Annotated in this window: 15 protein-coding genes, 1 tRNA gene and 3 pseudogenes; 12 read left to right on the top strand and 7 right to left on the bottom strand. The window is 57.8% G+C overall.

Going from position 1 to position 16,792, the window contains the following annotated elements; all coding sequences use genetic code 11:
- Positions 1-68: 68 nt before the first annotated feature.
- Positions 69-1,195, top strand: a protein-coding gene (locus AC0IPL_RS18160) for an IS3 family transposase (protein WP_474275345.1) whose coding sequence is annotated in 2 segments (ribosomal slippage) — positions 69-333 and positions 333-1,195 — 1,128 coding nt in all. Because the reading frame shifts where the segments join, the coding sequence is not laid out codon by codon here.
- On the opposite strand, the gene AC0IPL_RS18155 is transcribed toward AC0IPL_RS18160, so the two are convergent.
- Both AC0IPL_RS18155 and AC0IPL_RS18150 read right to left on the bottom strand, forming a co-directional pair.
- Positions 1,185-2,315, bottom strand: a complete 1,131-nt coding sequence (locus AC0IPL_RS18155; RefSeq protein WP_474276275.1) for a hypothetical protein — start codon at positions 2,313-2,315, stop codon at positions 1,185-1,187. The two genes, AC0IPL_RS18160 and AC0IPL_RS18155, sit on opposite strands and share 11 nt — an antisense overlap.
- Before the next feature lie 9 nt (positions 2,316-2,324).
- On the bottom strand, positions 2,325-2,717 hold the full coding sequence (locus tag AC0IPL_RS18150) for a hypothetical protein (RefSeq protein ID WP_474276273.1): 393 nt from the start codon (positions 2,715-2,717) through the stop codon (positions 2,325-2,327).
- Between the two features lie 577 nt (positions 2,718-3,294).
- On the opposite strand from AC0IPL_RS18150, the gene AC0IPL_RS18145 reads away from it, so the two are divergent.
- The 4 genes and pseudogenes from AC0IPL_RS18145 to AC0IPL_RS18130 form a co-directional block, all read left to right on the top strand.
- Positions 3,295-4,092: a hypothetical protein gene (locus tag AC0IPL_RS18145; protein WP_474276277.1), complete on the top strand. Its 798-nt coding sequence runs from the start codon at positions 3,295-3,297 to the stop codon at positions 4,090-4,092.
- Positions 4,093-4,258: 166 nt separating this feature from the next.
- Positions 4,259-5,361 (top strand): IS3 family transposase gene (locus tag AC0IPL_RS18140; protein ID WP_474276271.1). Its coding sequence is split into 2 segments (ribosomal slippage): positions 4,259-4,520 and positions 4,520-5,361, totalling 1,104 coding nucleotides; the frame shifts between segments, so codons are not numbered across the junction.
- A 97-nt stretch (positions 5,362-5,458) separates the two neighbouring features.
- Positions 5,459-5,935: pseudogene (locus tag AC0IPL_RS18135) on the top strand (IS3 family transposase); the annotation flags it as partial.
- 37 nt (positions 5,936-5,972) lie between these two features.
- Positions 5,973-6,444 (top strand): annotated as a pseudogene (locus AC0IPL_RS18130) (transposase); the annotation flags it as partial.
- A 40-nt stretch (positions 6,445-6,484) separates the two neighbouring features.
- Here AC0IPL_RS18130 and AC0IPL_RS18125 read toward each other — a convergent pair.
- A pseudogene (locus tag AC0IPL_RS18125) lies at positions 6,485-7,569 on the bottom strand (IS3 family transposase).
- A gap of 146 nt (positions 7,570-7,715) precedes the next feature.
- On the bottom strand, positions 7,716-7,988 hold the full coding sequence (locus tag AC0IPL_RS18120; RefSeq protein WP_474276269.1) for a hypothetical protein: 273 nt from the start codon (positions 7,986-7,988) through the stop codon (positions 7,716-7,718).
- Between the two features lie 659 nt (positions 7,989-8,647).
- Between AC0IPL_RS18120 and AC0IPL_RS18115 the strand changes: the two genes are divergently transcribed.
- From AC0IPL_RS18115 to AC0IPL_RS18090, 6 genes are all read left to right on the top strand, one after another.
- Positions 8,648-8,860 (top strand): helix-turn-helix domain-containing protein, encoded by a 213-nt coding sequence (locus AC0IPL_RS18115; protein ID WP_474276267.1) that lies wholly within the window; start codon positions 8,648-8,650, stop codon positions 8,858-8,860.
- Complete coding sequence (locus tag AC0IPL_RS18110; protein ID WP_474276265.1) at positions 8,857-9,363, top strand: bifunctional DNA primase/polymerase; 507 nt, start codon at positions 8,857-8,859, stop codon at positions 9,361-9,363. Before AC0IPL_RS18115 ends, AC0IPL_RS18110 begins: the two co-directional genes overlap by 4 nt.
- Positions 9,360-10,967 carry a phage/plasmid primase, P4 family gene (locus AC0IPL_RS18105; RefSeq protein ID WP_474276263.1) on the top strand — a complete coding sequence of 536 codons (1,608 nt, stop codon included), beginning with the start codon at positions 9,360-9,362 and terminating at the stop codon, positions 10,965-10,967. The genes AC0IPL_RS18110 and AC0IPL_RS18105 overlap by 4 nt, the downstream gene beginning before the upstream one ends.
- 57 nt (positions 10,968-11,024) lie before the next feature.
- Positions 11,025-11,492 carry a hypothetical protein gene (locus AC0IPL_RS18100; protein WP_474276261.1) on the top strand — a complete coding sequence of 156 codons (468 nt, stop codon included), beginning with the start codon at positions 11,025-11,027 and terminating at the stop codon, positions 11,490-11,492.
- A gap of 103 nt (positions 11,493-11,595) precedes the next feature.
- Positions 11,596-11,952, top strand: coding sequence for a helix-turn-helix domain-containing protein (locus AC0IPL_RS18095; protein ID WP_474276259.1), 357 nt, complete (start codon positions 11,596-11,598; stop codon positions 11,950-11,952).
- Positions 11,953-12,359: 407 nt separating this feature from the next.
- Positions 12,360-12,572 carry a hypothetical protein gene (locus tag AC0IPL_RS18090; protein ID WP_474276076.1) on the top strand — a complete coding sequence of 71 codons (213 nt, stop codon included), beginning with the start codon at positions 12,360-12,362 and terminating at the stop codon, positions 12,570-12,572.
- A 461-nt stretch (positions 12,573-13,033) separates the two neighbouring features.
- Here AC0IPL_RS18090 and AC0IPL_RS18085 read toward each other — a convergent pair.
- Positions 13,034-13,120: transfer RNA gene (locus AC0IPL_RS18085), tRNA-Leu, on the bottom strand.
- Between the two features lie 291 nt (positions 13,121-13,411).
- Between AC0IPL_RS18085 and lipB the strand changes: the two genes are divergently transcribed.
- Positions 13,412-14,065 (top strand): lipoyl(octanoyl) transferase LipB, encoded by a 654-nt coding sequence (lipB, locus tag AC0IPL_RS18080; RefSeq protein ID WP_474276078.1) that lies wholly within the window; start codon positions 13,412-13,414, stop codon positions 14,063-14,065.
- Positions 14,066-14,148: 83 nt separating this feature from the next.
- Here lipB and AC0IPL_RS18075 read toward each other — a convergent pair whose 3' ends face one another.
- Both AC0IPL_RS18075 and AC0IPL_RS18070 read right to left on the bottom strand, forming a co-directional pair.
- Complete coding sequence (locus tag AC0IPL_RS18075) at positions 14,149-15,834, bottom strand: alpha/beta fold hydrolase (RefSeq protein WP_474276080.1); 1,686 nt, start codon at positions 15,832-15,834, stop codon at positions 14,149-14,151.
- A gap of 341 nt (positions 15,835-16,175) precedes the next feature.
- Positions 16,176-16,601: an HIT family protein gene (locus AC0IPL_RS18070; protein ID WP_474276082.1), complete on the bottom strand. Its 426-nt coding sequence runs from the start codon at positions 16,599-16,601 to the stop codon at positions 16,176-16,178.
- Positions 16,602-16,792: the final 191 nt, after the last annotated feature.

The raw sequence follows: 16,792 nt of genomic DNA, 5'->3' as shown, positions 1-16,792 counted from the left end.
TGGAACGCCCCCACTGAAGTGGTCCACCTTTTGGGATAGAATTATCCCGTTTTCAGGAGGACGACGAGATGGCCGGCAAGCGAGAGAAGCCCGAAGATATCGTGCTGAAGCTGCGACAAGTTGAAGTGCTGCAAGGGCAAGGCAAATCAGTTCAGGAGGCCGTGCGGCAGATCGGAGTGACGGTTCAGACCTACTATCGATGGCGCAAGGAGTATGGCGGCATGAGCCGCGATCAGCTCAAGCGGCTGAAAGAGCTGGAAGCTGAGAATACCCGGCTCAGACGAGCCGTGTCGGATCTGACACTGGACAAGATGATCCTGGCCGAGGCCGCACGGGGAAACTTCTAAGCCCTTCCCGCCGCAGGCAGTGCATCAACCATGTGCAGCAAACCCTCAGCGTATCGGAGCGCAGGGTTTGCCGCACATTAGGTCAGCATCGCTCTACGCAGCGCAAGGTGCCCTGTGGTCTACCGGACGAAGCCCGGCTGACCGAGGACATCACCGCGTTGGCCGAAGAGTTTGGCCGCTATGGATATCGCATGATCACTGGGCTGCTGAACAACAGCGGCTGGCATGTAAATCACAAGCGCGTTGAACGGATCTGGCGGCAGGAGGGGCTTAAAGTCCCGCAAAAGCAACCCAAGAAAGGCCGACTTTGGCTGAATGATGGTTCCTGCGTCCGGCTGCGGCCGGAGCGCCCGAACCATGTCTGGTCCTATGACTTTGTTCAGGACCGAACCCACGACGGGCGGATCTTCCGCACGCTGAATATCATCGATGAGTTCACGAAGGAGGCGCTGGTGATCCGGGTCAAACGCAGGCTCAATTCAACGGATGTGGTCGACGCATTGACGGATTTGTTCATCCTACGCGGCCCGCCGGAATACATAAGGTCGGATAATGGTGCAGAATTTATTGCCAAGAAGGTGCGTGCCTGGATCGATGCCGTCGGTGCGAAAGCCGCATTCATCACCCCCGGCTCACCATGGGAGAACGGCTACTGCGAGAGCTTCAATGCCCGTTTCCGGGATGAGCTGCTCAACGGCGAGGTCTTCACCACGTTACGCGAGGCCCAGATCCTGATCGAACGCTGGCGGCGTCACTACAATACGGTCAGGCCCCACAGCGCCTTAGGATACCGGCCGCCAGCGCCCAAGAGCATTGTCCCGATAGACCAAAGGCCGACTATGCACTAACATTCAAACTGGACCACCCGATGGGGGCACACCACAGGGTGCCATCTTGGCGCTGGATAACACCGTCGTCGCGCAGCACATCTATCAATGTTTCAAACTTGTGTGATCTCTTGCTGTCTGGGCGGTAATAGACGTGGCCAGGAGTCACGCGGGTTCCGTGGAAATCCAGCAGGATTTTGGCATCTTTCTGGAATGTCCGCGCCACGGGACCCGGCACCAAATTGCCCTTGCTGTCAAAGGATACCACCAGATCGCCAACTTTGATTAGCTCAATAGGCTTCTTCCAGATTTTGGCCCGCACCTCATCTTGGTCGTAACCCCCATTCAGGCCGGGCTTGAGGTTTGGATCAAGCGGCCACATGCTGATCGCTGTATCACCGAGAAAACAGTTATTATTGGCATTCTGAATGGCATTCTGCACGAGACCATTCATATAGGCGTCTTCGTTCGAGTTTATCAGCTGAACCATTTCTTGGAAAGTGACAGCACCGCTTTCGAGTAGATCAACAAAGTAGCCAACCATTCCTTGTTCGGACTGTACTTGCCAGTGAACGCCGCTTTCAGGGTTGTAAAGAACTCCTCCTAGATTATCTCTTAGTGCTTCTGCCGAACCTCGTGGGGTTGCAGCGAAACCGTCGGAGCCGTCGAGGTCGACGCCGACGAGCTGGGACATGTCTTGAACAAAGTTGTGGCACGTATTAAAGAACGTCCACTCTCCATAAAATCCGTTTGGGTTTCCAATGTCTGGGTCAATCCTCTGATTCAGAGCTTCAAACGATCCGTCTGCAACTTCGAAAAGATTGAATTGGATATTGCCTGTATAACCGGACGCCTCCGATAGGGCAGCACCCAAGCCAGGTGCATAGCCCCCTTCGAGAGCATTTAGGTCAATGTGGGTAAAGCCTGTGCCAGCATCAATCAGTGTCTCTCGAATAACTCCATCGGGGCCTGAATAACGACCGTAGTCGAAGTATCTGATCTGCCCGGTTTGGCCATTTACATAGGCGAAACCTGTATGCCCAAGATCCAATGTTCCCGAGCCAAGCCTAGTTGCCCCTGGACTACCCGTCGCGATTTCATAATCTGGGTAAATCACACTAATAAGATAGTCATTGCTCATTGTGGCTCCTTAAAGTCTCGGAATAGCGCACCCGGTTTCGCTGCTTGAGGAAAAAAGAACTCGTCCATCGCCTTTTGAAAATGGTACGATGGTTTGCATTTGAACTCTAATCCCAGAAACAGCTTCGTCGTTATTTTCGACACCGCGTACTATCTCATACTGCAACCCAAGTGATTCAGCGGAGATCACTATGTCTTCAAATGTTGGACAGCTTTCATCAAGTATTCTTTCTAGAAGATACCTCATCTCCTGGTTGTAGCTGAGAAACAGCTGACTAACTCTTAGAGATTGCCAGAAATGAAACGACAACCCCGAGAAGAATGCTAATAGTATTAAAATGACAACCCGCAAAGAAAAGTCTTTCAGCTTGGCTTGACTGGCAACCGTTTCAAATTTCCACATATCTGAATCAGTCGCTCTTCTCACTATCAACCTTAGCGCGAACAATCAAGTTGTTCGCCGTTGCAAAAACCCGTGACAAAACGCTTGGAGTTCTCGAGGGTTGTCGTCGTCATGGGGCATGATCACCGGATACGCTTGCGCTTCAACTACAGACCAGAATCTTGATGCCCAGACAGACACCTTAACAGTATCGAGGAGGAAACTGGCTGCCGCGAAACTGTTTAACGCTATAGTTGCGGCAAGTCCAGAGAGAGTGCCCCTGAGGCAGCGCACTTTCTCAATCTCATGGCATCGCCCTTTGCCTGCGCCACGGGGCGCAACACATCGGAAACCGCATAGTGGCCTCCATTTGCAGCTTCTGCCACCACCGCCGAACCCGCGCAATGCGACGCCACAAATATCAAGCGCCCATAAGCTTCCGACCGACCGGCGCTTGCCTCAACTGCAGATGAAAAGTATGGGAGTTCAGGCGGCGGCTCTAAGAGCAAAGCAACCTCCAGAACCTGGATTCTCATTTGCGCTCACAAGCACCTTGACGTTGCATCACCCTGGCACCCCGAAGAAATTCAGCTTGGAAATGGCCTACTCTATGACTTCACACCTCACAAATCTCCAAGTCAACATTACCAGTGCCGCTCAAGACCCGGACAAAGGCCCGGTCACCGTTGGCTGGCTACTGACTGACAACAAAGCCTCGGTTCTCTATGACCCGCCGGAACGGCTGACCGCAGGCGGTGCTTCCAGCAGACACAGTAAATCTGCGGCCCGCTGCCCCGCGGTTCACAACTTCGATGCGCGCTACTTCGTGATCAATTGCCCGTTTGATATCCATGTCCGTTTTGAGCGTGACACGTCGGGCAAACCGATGCTTGTCAACAAGGCCGGAGAGCGCTCCGCCATCAGAGCAAACAAACTAGCGGAAAAACTTCTCCTGGTGCCGGAAGCTGAATGGCGCTTCAAGGACCGCCCGATGGTCCAGCTGATGCTGCCTTACCTGTTTGTTGCCGATGAAACCGCCTACCTCTCACAGCTTCCGGCCTTTGCCCACTACCGCAAGGTGCAACTGCCAGGCACCACCTTCAGCGGCCGCTTCCCCATCAATGTCTGGCCCCGGCCTCTGATGTGGGCCTTTGAATGGCATGACACGGAACAGGACCTGATCCTGAAACGCGGTGAACCGCTGTTCTACTGCCAATTCGAAGGCAGCAGTCCGGAACGGTCAATTCAGATGGTTGAAGCCAAGATGACCCCTGAGTTGAGAAACTACATCGAGCAGATTTCAGGCGCTGTTAACTACGTGAACCAGACTTTTTCTCTCTTCAAGGCTGCAGAGCGTATGCGGCCCAGGAAGCTGGTGGAGAAGAAAAACGACTAGCCTGCAGTAGCTTTGTCCGTTGTCAGAGATTTTGGGCCAGTTTGCAGCCTGAGCGAGGAGAGGGTCTGACTCATCTTGCTGGTTTTGCTCTGCCCCCTGAAAACTGGATCGTTCGGAGCTGGAGTTTTCCGCTAAGTTTCCCTGGCTGGGAGAGGAGCGGAATCGCATGAAAGCATCGAAGTTCACGGAGGCGCAGAAGGCGTTCATCCTGAAGCAGGGCGAGCAAGGCACGCCGGTTGCGGAGATCTGCCGCAAGGCCGGGATCAGCCAGGCGACATACTTCAACTGGAAGAAAAAATACGGGGGCCTTCTGCCGGACGAGATGCGCCGGCTGAAAGCGCTTGAGGATGAGAACACCCGGCTGAAGAAGATCGTGGCGGACCTGACGCTTGATCGGGAGATGCTTCAGGACGTTATTCGCCGAAAGCTCTGAAGCCTGGCCGTTTGCGCGAGATTGTCACCGGGATGTGCGTTGACTGGGGCGTGTCGATCCGGAGGGCCTGTGGGGCCATCCGCTTTGACACCTCCACCTACCACTACAAGTCCCGGCGTACGGACCAGGCTGCCGTCGAACGGCGGATCAAGGAAATTGCAGAGACACGCGTGCGCTACGGCTACCGCCGCGTCCACGTGTTGCTGCGGCGGGAGGGGTGGATAATCAACATGAAGAAGACCCGCAGGATTTACAATGAGTTGGGGCTTCAACTCCGGAACAAGCACCCGAAGCGGCGGGTGAAAGCGAAGCTGCGGGAAGACCGCCAGGAGGCAACCGGACCGAACGATGTCTGGGCGATGGATTTTGTCCACGACCAGCTTGCCTTGGGAAAGAGGCTGCGCATCCTGATGGTTGTCGACACGCACTCCCGTCTCTGCCCGGCGACTGACCCGCGCTTCACCTATCGGGGCGAAGACGTCGTGCAGACGCTGGAAAGGGTCTGTAGGGAAATTGGCTACCCGAAGACGATACGTGTCGATAACGGCAGCGAATTTATCTCCCGCGACCTTGATCTGTGGGCCTATGCCAACAACGTCACGCTCGACTTCTCACGGCCAGGAAAGCCAACGGACAATGGCTTCATTGAGGCATTTAACAGCAAGCTCCGGGCGGAATGCCTGAACGCCCATTGGTTCATGAGCCTTGCGGACGCCCGCGAAAAGCTGGAGGATTGGCGTAGACACTACAACGAGGACAGACCTCACAGCGCAATCGGATACAACGTCCCGATTGCCATGCATTATCCCGATGGCGTTACCAGCCCGTCATCGTGACAGAGCCGGAAAAATCCAGCTTCCGGCGGTCCAAGGTTGGGTGGCAGAGCAAAGAGCCGGAAAAATCCAGCTTCCGGCGGTCCAAGGTTGGGTGGCAGAGCAATGGGCTGGCGATATCAGCTATGTCTGGACACGCGAGGGGTGGCTTTATCTCGCGGTGATCCTGGACCTGCATTCCCGTCGTGTCATTGGATGGGCTGTAAGCAACCGGATGAAACGTGACCTGGCGATCCGGGCGTTGGAAATGGCAATCGCGTTCCGACAACCACCCAAGGACTGCATTCATCACACGGATCGCGGGTCGCAATATTGTTCGCACGACTACCAGAAGATCCTGCGCCAGAACGGGTTCAAGGTGTCGATGAGCGGCAAAGGTAACTGCTATGACAACGCGGCAGTCGAAACCTTCTTCAAAACCATCAAGTCAGAACTGATCTGGCGGCATTCATGGGAAACACGGCGGAAGGCAGAGATGGCGATCTTTGAATACATTAACGGGTTCTACAATCCGCGCCGCCGACACTCAGCATTAGGCTGGAAAAGCCCGGTCGCTTTTGAACGGAAGGTGGCTTAAACGAGCACTTGGAGCGGCACGAAAGCGTGACAGGTCCATTGCGATCCCGCGGGACCGTAACAGCAGCTTCGAGCCTGAGCTGGTGAAGAAGGGCCAGACCCGGATCGATGGGATCAATGACAAGATCGTCGGGCTCTACGCCGCCGGTCTGACGGTGCGGGACATCCAGGCCCATCTGCTTGATCTTTACGGCTTGAAGGTATCGCCCGACCTCCCTCTCATCGCTGCAAGCAGCGACTGCCAGGCAGCGGATCAGCCGCGTCACTGATGCGGTGCTGGACGAAATCAGGGAATTGCAGAGCCGCGCCCTGGACCGTGTGTATCCCATCGTGATCTTCGACGCGCTGCGGGTGAAGATCCGTGATGCTGACAGCCGGATGGTCAAGAACAAGGCCGTCTACGTCGCCCTCGGCGTCACCCGCGATGGGAGCCGTGAGGTTCTGGGCCTGTGGATCGCCGAAAACGAGGGCACCAAATTCTGGCTCTCGGTGATGAACGAGATGAAGAACGGTACCCCCCCCATTTTCGCGGGGGGCTTGGTCGTAGAACCTACGCGGCCTTCTTCAGTTTCTGGGCGGGGGTCATGCCGCCGTTGCCCATGTTGGGGCGTTCGTTGTTGTAAGACCAAAGGCACTCGGTGGCAATCTGCTGAACCTCGTCAATTGTTTCGAAGAGGTGGAGGTCCAGCCACTCGTGCCGGACCGTCCGGTTGTAGCGTTCGACGTAGGCGTTCTGCTAGGGCTTGCCGGGCTGATGTGGGCCAGGGCGATGCCCCTGTGTTCCGCCCATTCCATGAGGGTGCCGCTGATATATTTTCAGGCCGTTGTCGACTCGAATGGTCCGACGCGTGCCACGCCATTCGACGATCTAGTCCGGGGCTCGAACAACCCGTTCCGCAGGCAGTGAAAAGTCGATCCCAATGCCCAGACCCTCTCGGTTGAAATCATCCAAGACGTTCAGCAGCCGGAACTGGCGGCCGTCCTCCAGACGATCCGCCATGAAATCCATCGACCAGACCTCATTCGGGGCTTCTGGCACGGCCAACTCCTCGGGCTTCTCCCGCTTCAGGCGCTTGCGCGGCTTGATCCGCAGGTTCAGCTCCAGCTCGCGGTATCCGGTAAACCCGCTTGTGGTTCCAGCCATGGCCCTGCACGTTGCGCAGATACAGGAAACACAGTCCGAAACCCCAGTTCTTCTTCGCCTTCGTCAGCCCGTAGAGCAGCTCGGCGATCTGCTCGTTCTCATCGTCGAGCCTCACGCTGTACCGATAGCAGGCCTCACTGACATCGAACGCCCGACAGGCCAGCGCGATGCTGACGCCCTTCATCGCCACCGCTTTCACGGCCAACTCTCGGCGCCGAGCTGGCCGGATCATTTTTTCCGAGCGCCTCCTTGAGCAGGTCATTCTGCATGCTGACATCGGCGTACATGCGCTTCAGGCGGCGGTTCTGCTCGGCCATAGCCTTCATCTCGCTGATGAGGCTGGCACCCATGCCGCCGTACTTCGCCCGCTACTTGTACAGCGTGGCGCTGCTCATGCCATGTTCGCGGCAAAGCTCGGCGGCAGGCACTCCGCCCCCCATCTGACGCAGCACGCCCATAATCTGGGCCTCGGTAAAACGTGTCTTCTTCATCGGAATCTCCTCGTTCATCCTGCCGAGAAAATCCTACTCCCGCATCCCCTTAAAATCGAGGGGGATTACCCTTTTCAGGATCGCCCAATCCGCCTTGCTGGCGTTTCCAAACATACGGATAATAGTAGACGTCGCCGGTCTTTGGGTCAGAGCCTGGCAATCTCCACCTCCAAGAGACCCGCCAGCCGGTGCCGTTCATCGGTTGTAAGGTCATTCAGAGCCACCACCTGCTGATGCGGGCGGCGCTTGGGCGGATTAATTTCCGCCTTAGGGACGTCTACGGGCTGAATGACTTTTGCCGACTGCATCAGAGCCGCTTTCTTATTGATTTTGAACTTGCCCAAGCCCACACCCCCTCGCCGGAACTTCGCTGCGCGTGTGAGGGGTGTTGTTTCTTCGGTGTCCAGAAGTGCTGCCATGTCAAGCTCCCATCTGTGCCATTTATTGTGCCCGCACATTCCAGAGTCAAACCACTAAGAATCCAAAAGGTTTCCATTCCCTTAGATTGTAGGGCGATTGTGCAACAAGTTCGCCCTTCGTTCCCTGTTTGAATCACACACAGCCGGTCTGTGCTGCTTCCTACAGAGTCCGCGTTTACGAGTTCGTCCTGTGCAGGATTTGGAGCTTCTATTTGATGGTTGATAGCACTCCCTAGGGCTGATCTTATTAAGGCTCGTGCGCCCGACTAAGTCCCGCACGTCTTTTCTTGGGGGGGGGGTTCCCCCCACCTCCCTATGGAAGGCTGAACTGTATCAAACCGGAAAACGCAGCGGACAATCTAGCCGCTGATGATCACTTGGGGCAGCGGCGGTGTAGGTAGTGTAGGCTTTAAGTTTGTATTGATTGCTTTTGGAGCATTCTAGAAAAGGTTTGGAATCTACCTGCACCGCCTACACCAGCCCTCCTTTTTAGCGTTTTCCGCTCCAAGATCTTTCCGCAATTTCTGTGCACCCGCTTCCTGAAAACACCGAAGAGCTGTCGCGCGCCAAAAAGAACCGTTTCGGTGATTACGGCGATTTGCAACGCCAGTTCGCGCCACCATCTCCTTGACATCGCACTCCAACAGAAACTGGAACAGATGTCTAACTCCCCTCTGATGACCCCCCGCGATACCGCCGAATTCCTTGGCATTTCGCTCCGCACCTTGGTCCGCTGGACCAAGGACCTCATCAGCCCGCCGCGCCTGCTGGTTGGCCGCACCGTGCGCTACCGCATCGACGCACTGATAAAGTGGCTGGAAGAGCAGGAAGCAAAGAACAGCGCCGCTGGCTCCAGGGACGCCAAGCAATGATGCTGGACTGGGCCTTGCGCTACGCCTCGAAGAACTGGGCGGTCTTTCCGACCCACTCTATCATGAACGGCCGCTGTACCTGCGAAAAGTCAGACTGCTCCGCCCCAGGTAAGCATCCCATCCACGCGGGCGGTTTCAAGAATGCAACCACCGACCCGGTCCAAATCAAGTTTCTCTTCAATCAGCAGAAACCGGTCAACATAGGGATCGCCACAGGCACCCTTTCCGGAATCTTTGTCATCGACATCGACGTCGGCCCGAACAAGAACGGGCTGGCGGCATTCCAAGAGTTAGAAGCAAAATACGGCCCGGCGAACAAGGAGATGCTGGTTCAGACCGGCAGTGGCGGTTTGCACATCTACCGCCCAACCCAAGGCCGTGCCGTCCCCAGCAGTGCAAGCAAGATCGGGCCAAACATCGATGTGCGGGGCGAGGGCGGGTACGTGATTGCGCCGCCATCCCTGCACATCTCCGGAAACCAGTATTTGTGGATAACAGAATGACCGCACCCGAGGTTAAAGAGGACTGGCTCCTCAATTTAGCCAGCGCCCCGAACCAGCCAAAGCTTCCCCCCTTGGCCCGATATAAAGAGGGCCACCGGAGTAACGACTTTGCCTCAACCGTAGGCTGGTTGGTCCGCAAAGGGCATTCCGAGTCTCAGATCCTGACTATGGTGTTGGCATTAAACAAAGAGTTGCCACACCCCCTACCAGAGCAGGAAGTAATTGGTATCGTCCGCAGCATATCGCGGTATCCGCGCGGTGCTATATTGGAGCTTGACGACATAAGTCTCTCCCGCGAGCTCGCCCGCCAACTCTCAGGCCGTGTCAGCTATACCAGCACCCACGGCTGGCTTTTTTACACAGGCGGCCGGTGGCAGTGTCAGAATGGCGAAGCTTTTGTTCAGGAAGCGACCAAACGCTTCCTAGAAACCACCGTTCAGGCTTTGCGCGCCAACGCAGACCTGTCTAATGGCGACGAGCGAAAGGCGGTCAAAGGAATTCTAACACGCATCAAGGTCAAGGCGATTATGGACCTTTTACGCACCGAGCAGGGGATCCTGAGAAACGGCAGCGACTTTGACGCCCACCACGACCTCTTGAATGTACGCAACGGCACAATCCAGACCGAGAACAACCGGCCTTTTTTCCGCGAGCACCGTGCAGACGACCTCCTAACCAAGATGGCGGATGTAGATTTTGACCCGGACGCGCAATGCCCAATCTTCGACAAGGTGCTGTCCGACGCCCTTCCCGATAAAGAAGACGCTGACTTTTTTTTGCGCCTCATGGGGTCTGCAGCCGGTGCTATTGAAGGCCAGCAGGTCCTCGGCATCTTGTACGGGGCCGGAGCCAACGGCAAGTCCACCATCGTCAACGAGATCCAAGCTTGCCTCGGAGACTATGCAGTAAACGTCGAAACATCGACATTCACGGTTCAAAAGTTTTCCGGCGTTCGGAACGACCTCGCCCGTCTCAATGGAGCACGCCTTGCCGTATCCAGCGAACTCGGAATGGGCGAAGTCCTCGACAGCTCCCTTATGAAGAAGCTGACCGGTGGCGACAAGATAACAGCTCGCTACCTTTACAAGGAAAACTTCGAATTCACCCCAACCGCCGTCCCCCTGTTTGTCACCAACGCCCTACCAGTGATCGACGGCGGGGACCCCGCGATAATGCGCCGTATCGTCGTCCTTGGTTTCAAGAACATCATCCCCCCCGAGAAGCGCGACCCCGCCCTGCCTGGCAAGCTGCGCGCGGAACGCTCCGGTATCTTCAACCGCCTCCTCGAAGGCATGGTAGATTACATCCGAATGAAAGGACTCCGCCCGCCTGCGTCGGTCACTCTCGCCACCAGTCAGTACGGCGAAAACAGCGACATGATTGGCCAGTTCCTCGGAGAGTGCACCACAGTTGATCCCAACGCCACGGTTGGCGCGGGCGACCTCCTTTCAGAATACCGCTCCTGGGCATTGCGAAACGGCCTCAAGGGGCTGTCCGGACCTCAGTTCAAAGCCGTTCTGGAGAAGCGCCCTAGGCTGATGAACAAACGGACAAAGGCCGGAATTCTCTGGGTCGGGCTCGCCCTAAAAAGCCCGGTGATCTGACTTCCTCAACTCTCACGCTGACGCCACCCAACGCGCCGCCAAAAGGCTAAACTCCATATGAAAATAAAAAATCTGCAAGACAGCTTCTCAGCCATCGAGCATCTGCTGTCGCAAACGCCCACATCCGTGAGCAGCCCCGCCCAATGGGCAAACTACCGGTACCGCCTTCTCCGCCACCGCACATCGATCCGCGAAGCCATAGAGGCAGAGATCCTGGGAGGGGCGAATATCGACCGGGAGCAGGTCGATACCGCGGCCTCCAACTTTCGATCGAACCCGAAAACGAAGGCCCTCGCAAAAGAGCTTGACGCAATTCCAGGGCTCAAATTGGACCACACTTACCTAATCCGCAAAGGCCGCAATGTCATCGGGCTGGTTACCATGCCCTACTCGCATGCGCCTATTTTCAAGGACGCTGGCCAAACCGACCTAGCCACGTGGGTTAGCTATGATGACCTAAGCTGGTGGTATCCCCAACAAACCCGGCTGACCATTGTCCTCATGCGCCCGCATGCAGATGGATAAGCACCTCGCTTCATCAGCCGCAGCCCCTAAGTCTGCGGCTAAGTCATCTGCAGTAGAGACGGCGGCACCACCCTGCCCCGAAGTTTCATGAGAGGACCTCTCTATGCGACATTTGCGTCAAAACCTGGAGACCCGCGCTAGCCAGTTGGAAGCCGCGGCGATTGCCAGCAGCGCCCCCATCTGGCACCCGATCACCTCCCGAGAACTCGCCAAGGCGCTGGGCATATCCGTTCAGGTCCTTGCCAATTGGCGAGTTCGCGATCAGGGACCGCCCTCACGCCCCGCCCCGCGAGGGAAAGGAAACCGCCGCCTGTACCGTATGGACGAGGTTCTGGCTTGGTTGACCGGCCGCCCTGCCTGGGTGTTCGCCCGATCCTGGCTGGCCACCCGAGGCATTGCTCCAGAGGATTGCGGCGAGGAAGACGTCGATTGGGTGGTGAACGTCATCGCGTATTCTTGATGAAATAGGCGAAAACACATCCATAAAACAGAATGTGTATTACCCGGTTTGGCACCAACCCTCAGAATCGCGATAAAAATATGGTGTACACCTTTGACGTACTCGCGCTGGTCCACCTCGTCACGCGTAGAAAGCTCTAAGGACCTAGCCCCTGCCCGTTTTTCAATTTCACCAGTGGGCCTCCGGCAAGAAGACAGGCTCAGAATCCCTTTTGAAAATAAAGTGGAGCGAGGCCACCCGGCGACCAGAAAATCTCCAAGCCCATGCAAATCGGGGATTCACTTTTCGAATCACTTCGGGTAAAAGGCCACTGATCTCCTTTCATCCAGTCAGCTCTCAGTCGTGACAGTCGAAGGCCTAGCCCCTCGTCCACCCCAGCTACAGCTCAACATGAAGGAAGATCTAGTATGGCTCCCAAGACCACTGTTGACTTGGTTTCCACTCTTGCCCGCCATTTCGCATTACAGCTCGACCTGAACTACCATACGCTCTCCCGCGACAAGTTTTCGGAGGAACTGTGCCTACTGGGCGAGGCCAGTTTCTTCCTCCGGCACGCTGGCGTTTCTGTTCCTGAGGTAGTTGACCATGTGCTGAACATCAGCTCGAAAAAGCTGAACTAGATCCTACAGACCTAGCACCCTCTGTGATGTAATTGGTACAGGCCAGTATCCATACCTGAACTAGCTCCACCGGAGCCCAACTTCAGAGAACGACCTGCCACCATGTCAAACAGCAATCCACACCTGCCCATCATACCACCCGGCGCCGGGCCCAAAACTCATGAGCCCTCGCCCAACGCCAGCAATAAGTTTGGGGACCACGCATGAACCTCACCCGCCCGCTCTTCGTCCGGATGAACAAGGTCCAGGAACTCTTTGGCGTCTCAGACGACCAAGTACGCATCTGGGCGCGTAAAAACCTTATAACAATCTTCAAACGGGGTCGAATGTCCTTCGTCCGGACTGAAGATCTCGCAAATGTGATCGAGGGTTTACCCCCTCAAGGTGTGGGGCAATCTGTGGGGTAACTATGTGAAGAAAAGCAAAAGCCCCATGAAAACATGGGGCTTTTTGCTCTAAAATGGTGCGGTCGAGAAGACTCGAACTTCCACTCCGGTTAAGGAACAGCGACCTCAACGCTGCGCGTCTACCAATTCCGCCACGACCGCACTGTCTTAGGCTTGGTGTAGCGGCGTATAGACCAGCGCGTCAGCGATGTGAAGCCGAAAATCAGCATTTCTGCCAGAATGTTCGCCGCCGCCCAACTACCCCTCAGCAAGGCGGAGATCTGGCGGAAGAGACACGTTCCCACGATGCCGTCTCGCGAAAATTGCCGCCAGTTAAGTGGCGGGTAGCAGACAATCTTCGGGCCTCTGGATACTTGTCCCGGAATCGGGATATTGACAGCATCACCCCGATGACAGCGGGGCATTCCAGGCGCAACAGGAAGGGCAGCAGCCATGGTTGAATGGATCACCGCAAACGGTCTGGTTGACTATGACGACGCGGTTGCCTTCATGGAAACCCGCGCCGCAGCAATTGCCACGGGCGAGGCCGATGAGTGCATCTGGCTGGTGGAGCATCCGCCACTTTATACCGCGGGCACGTCGGCCAAGCCCGCGGATCTGACCGACCCCGGTCGGTTTCCGGTGTTCAACAGCAAACGGGGCGGCCAATACACCTACCACGGCCCTGGCCAACGGGTGGTCTATGTGATGCTGAACGTTGGCCAACGCGGCCACGACGTGCGCCGGTTCGTGCAGCAGTTGGAGCACTGGGTGATCTCCGCACTCGAGGAGTTCAACATTCAAGGTCACATCCGGGACGGCCGGGTTGGCGTCTGGGTGGAACGGCCCGACAAGCCGCGCACGCTTCATGGGGCCCTCGCGGAAGACAAGATCGCCGCCATTGGTATTCGTCTGCGCAAGTGGGTCAGCTTCCACGGCATTTCGATCAACGTGGAGCCGGATCTGGAGCATTTTACGGGCATCGTTCCCTGCGGCATTTCCGAACACGGGGTCACCAGCCTGGTCGACCTGGGGCTGCCGGTAACGATGGCGGATGTGGACGTGGCGCTGCAGCGGAGCTTCGCGCAGGTCTTCGGCGAGACCTGATTTCGGACCGTTTCACCTCCGGGCGATCTGCGCCGCATATTGGTGCAAGTCGGCCCTACTGGCGCCCGCCCGCGCCCGGCATCTCACTCGCGCGAGGCGGCGGCACAGTCCTGAAGCGCCGTCAGAACCAGTTCGGGGAATGTGTAAAACAGCAACGCCCCCGCCTCCTGGCTGACGCAGAGCTGAGCGTTGCCCATGCCGCGCAGGGCTTCTCGCACCTGTGGCAGCGGCGCGACCCGATCGTCGCCGCCATGCACAAAGACCGCCCGCGTCCTGCGCGTCAACCCCATTTGGTCGAACCCGTGGCGTATCGCCCGCACATCGGCCAGACAACCGGCGCCACCTTGCTGCAGGAACAGATCCTGGTTCTGTTTCAGCAACGGCACCAGATCCAGCGTCGCCAGGCGGGCGCACTCCCGACTGCCGGGCACGGATTGGGCGCGCAGCGGGATGTCATGGCCGTACCAGCGCATTGCCGCCGACCAGCCCTTTAGAAGCATGGGCAGCATCCAAGGCGCACGGCCTGCGCACAGGGCCACCAGCCAGGCATAGCCCCGTATTCCGGTGAATTGGCGCGGCGAGCTGGCGTTGCAATTTGCGGCCACCGCCACCAGGCCGGGCACCCTAGGATGCAAACGGTTTGCCGCGATGCACCCAAACCGGGCCCCGGCCCGGTGGCTTAGCAGCACTGGTTGCTGCAAGCGTTCCTTGGCGATCAGCGCGTCCAGTTGCCGAACGCAGGCATCCGTGGGATTTTCGCCCGGCCCCACCGGGTCCGAACTGCCATAACCGCCGCGCATCGGCGCAAACACCCGAAACCCCAGCATCCTGAGCTGTGGTTGCAACCGCTGCAGCGGCGCAATTCCATCGAGAATTCCATGCAGGAAGATCACCGGCTGCCCGGTGTCCGCGCCAAGACGGAAATACTGGCTGCGCCGCCCGTTTCGGTCCACCAATGTTGACGCTGGCGGCAAGACTTCGCCGCGGGCGATCTTCAGATCGTGCACATGTTCGGTCACCAGAAACGCCGCAAGCCGCACCACCGCAGCCGGGTTGGGTGCGCCGATGCGTGCCGCCAGCCCGGCCAGCTCCCGCGCGTTGCCCGCGCCGCCTTCAAGGACGTCTGCCAGCGGCCCGAACTCTTGGGTTGTCAGGCCGAGCGCCGCCGCCACTGCCGCTACGGCCTCGCGGTGCCACTCCACCTCCAGCCGCTCCGCCATGACCGAACGCGCAGCGCCGCCGGATCGGGCCGTCAGCACCGGCCTGCACAGGATGTACTCGGCGGGAGACCGCGTTTCGAGCAGCAGCACCTCCTGCCCGGTGACCGCCCCCTGACGTACCTGCTCCAGGAAATTCCGCCAGCGGCCAACGGCCATGTCTGTCAGCTCCAACGCCGCCACAAGATCTGCACCCGCGGTCAGCTGCCGCGCCGCCCGCTGCGACGCATTCACCAGCCTGCCACCCCCCATCGCGTCCGCCAGAAGCCAGAACCGGTTGCAGGTTCCCTTGTAACTACCGGGATGCTGCCGATTGGCTTGCTGCCACTGGCCTTCGTGAATTTCGGCAGCCCGTGCGAAATGCGACTGCAGCAGCTGCGGCGCCCTGCCCCGCGCAGGAGCCGCCGCGATACCCGTCTGGAGCCTGACCGCCTGTTCCCCCGAAGGTGGCCGGAAAAACCGGTCGTACTGCTCAGGGCGGATCACCGTTTCATAAATAGCCGCAACGACCTGGTCCTGCGACAAGGCGTGCGCACGACACAAGAGCGTCACTCCTGCCCCTCCGAATGCACCATTCCGAACCAAAAAAGCAGCGCGCGACGTGCGCCTGCTGACTAAAGCCTTCTGGCCGTCCCAACAGGCCGATGGCCTGGCGGTTGATAGACGGTCGGATTTGCACCGCCCCGACACGGCACCCCCGCCGCAACAGCCGGGGTTTCACAGTGTCGCGCGCCCACGGCCCACCACATCACAACCATTTTGCGAACAGCTATGCGAACACTCGCCCAGTTTTCAACATTTATTTCAAATGATCGCTTTTGATCCCCGCCATCCCCTCTGCACCGCATTGACAAAATTGCCGCACAGAGGGGGCCTGCAAGACCGTGAAGGTCCTATGCCGCGTCCAGAGCCGCGCGGATCTGCTCAGCCTGACTGCTGATCGCGTCCTTGTCGCCCATCTGGCCCGGAGCCCGCAGGGAGACGCCTTCATGGCGTGGCAGAACGTGGACGTGCAGATGGAAGACCTCCTGCCCACCAGCGGCCTCATTGAACTGCTGCACAGTCACGCCATCCGCATCAAAGGCGATCATCACCGCCTGCGACACTTTCTGCACAGTCTGCATGACCGCCGCCAACTGCTCGGGGCTGGCGTCCAGCAGGTTTCGGCACGGGGTTTTTGGAATGACCAGCACGTGGCCATCCGCCCGCGGCATGATGTCCATGAAGGCCAGGGTCTGCGCATCCTCGTAAACACGGGTCGAGGGGATCTCCCCGCGCAGCAGCTTGGCAAAAATATTGTCGAAATCATAAGGCGCCATGGGCATCTCCTTCCAATCGCATCATTCTTACCCGGTTGTGGGCGTGCCGCTGGCGCAGGTCAAGCGCCAGCTGTGCGCGCTCAGACCGCCGCAGAGACGCCCCCCCCTGCGGCAATAAATCTTGATCCATATCAAACTCCGCCATTGAAGGCCCCCTCACGCCACACTAAAACCCCAAGGAATCCAGACCG

The organism is Leisingera sp. SA32 (assembly GCF_056033425.1).
Note: the sequence above shows the minus strand (reverse complement) of the source record. Positions and strands in the feature narration are given on the sequence as shown.